This window comes from Rhodovulum sp. (assembly GCF_011048875.1).
Classification (GTDB): domain Bacteria; phylum Pseudomonadota; class Alphaproteobacteria; order Rhodobacterales; family Rhodobacteraceae; genus Rhodovulum; species Rhodovulum tesquicola.
Genome location: NZ_DSDD01000017.1, coordinates 1 through 1598 on the forward strand (window position 1 = coordinate 1; position 1598 = coordinate 1598).

A 1598-nucleotide genomic window follows, 5' to 3' on the forward strand; every position below is an offset into this window, starting at 1 on the left:
ACCGACTCGGTCAGGTGGCCCAGAACGATCACCGGCGCTTCGGTCAGCCCGAGCTGCGTGGCGGCGAGCACACGACCGTGGCCCGCGATCAACTCACCGTCCTCGGCGACGAGGCAGGGCACCGTCCAGCCGAACTCGGCCATGCTGGCGGCGATCTTCGCGACCTGGTCCGGCCCGTGCGCCTTCGCGTTCTTCGCGTAGGGCTGGAGGCGCGACAGCGGCCACGTCTCGATCGCGGCCGGGGCGAAGCTCAGCGTCATGGTGGGCAAGATTCCTCGGTCGGGTGGATGCCGGTGGCTTCCGGACTCCGGATGCCGGGCCGGACTCCACACGGGGTCCAGCGGCCACCTGCGGTGTCCGGTCGGAAGGCCAGCGTTCATTGGTGTTTGCGCGGCGCGCGGGTGGCTCCGGCTTCCGGGTGGCTTCCCAAAATTCCGGCCCTGTCGCTGGCGATGTCCCGCGCTTCGCCCGCCAGCATAGGAATGTCGCGGAGAAGGAACCGCGAACTCGGCCGAGGGGCTTGCAAGCGGCGGACAGCGGCCCGCAAGGAAAGGATGAGCGCCTTTCCTTTTCCAGCGGACTTGCCAACGAAAGGATGTTTTTGTTCGGGACCGCGCCGCGCGCGCCTCTCCCGAGATTACCTGATTTGTAGCCCGGGAGAGCCGTTTTTGTCCCGTCGAAAACTGTCCGCCGCACATCTTCCCCGCTGGCACGCAGCATTACGCGCCACCGGCCAGTTCGATCACGCGCCGCTTGGACAAGTTGCGATTGAACCGCCGCCGATTGAGATGCAGTGAGATGACGCAAAGCCCGTAGAGCCAGTGCTGATGGGCCGCAGAACGGGCAAGCCCGACCGTCCAGCAGATGGTCTTCCACCGTTCGCCATGGGCTTTCATCCAGACGATCTTCCCGTCGGTGGGCTCGAGGCAGGCGGTCCAGGTCAGAGTTTCCTCCATCCGGCTGATCGCCTGCGGCGAGGGCAGCACGCGCATGGGCCTGGGCTCCTGCCCGACCTTGTCGCCGAAGCTGTGAACGACCTCCGGCCAGGTGCTGAAATACCCCCGGCGCCGGGGTTCGGGCAGGCGCTTGAGCACGTAGGCAGCCTCAGCGAGGCGTGCCTCGACGAGGGACGGGGTCCACTTATCCATGGCACCCTCCCTCGTCGGAGGGGCGCGGCCCGTAGAGCTTTTCGCCCAGCTGGCGGACGAGTTCGCGTTCGGGCCAAGTAAGACGCGCGTCCTCGAGCGAGACGGCGAGCAAACCCTGTTCGCGCCAGCCCTCGCGCTTGACCTGTTCCGGATCGCGGCGCTGGCCGCCATAGCCCTTGGGATGCCACCTCATGCCACACCCCCTTTCGTCTCGATCGCCCAGAGCAGGATCGCGATGGCATCGGCCTCATTGTCATCGGCCGGGCTGAAGCCGCGCGCCCGGGCGGCTGCGATCATCGCTTCCTTCGGCGCGTTGCCCTTGCCGGTGGCGTGGCGCTTGATGGTGCCGACCGGCACGCCCTGATAAGGCACGCCCCGCAGCTCGGCCCAAGAAGTGAGCGTGGCCATGAGCCCGCCATAGACATGGGCCGCGTCAGTTGCGGCGTGGCG

The 1598-nt window shown here is 67.4% G+C and carries 3 protein-coding genes and 1 pseudogene; all 4 read right to left on the bottom strand.

Going from position 1 to position 1598, the window contains the following annotated elements:
- On the bottom strand, positions 1–260 hold a 260-nt coding region (locus ENN83_RS00655), incomplete at its 3' end, for a ParB/Srx family N-terminal domain-containing protein (protein WP_287182880.1).
- 459 nt (positions 261–719) lie between these two features.
- Positions 720–1148, bottom strand: a complete 429-nt coding sequence (locus ENN83_RS00660) for a DUF6362 family protein (RefSeq protein ID WP_287182883.1) — start codon at positions 1146–1148, stop codon at positions 720–722.
- Positions 1141–1341, bottom strand: coding sequence for a hypothetical protein (locus ENN83_RS00665; protein WP_287182886.1), 201 nt, complete (start codon positions 1339–1341; stop codon positions 1141–1143). Before ENN83_RS00665 ends, ENN83_RS00660 begins: the two co-directional genes overlap by 8 nt.
- Positions 1338–1598: pseudogene (locus ENN83_RS00670) on the bottom strand (hypothetical protein); the annotation flags it as partial. The gene ENN83_RS00665 and the pseudogene ENN83_RS00670, both read right to left, overlap by 4 nt.

Bases quoted from the DNA above. Each gene is read 5' to 3' on its own strand.
- ENN83_RS00660 (WP_287182883.1), bottom strand. From the start codon at position 1,148: ATGGATAAGTGGACCCCGTCCCTCGTCGAGGCACGCCTCGCTGAGGCT.
- ENN83_RS00665 (WP_287182886.1), bottom strand. From the start codon at position 1,341: ATGAGGTGGCATCCCAAGGGCTATGGCGGCCAGCGCCGCGATCCGGAA.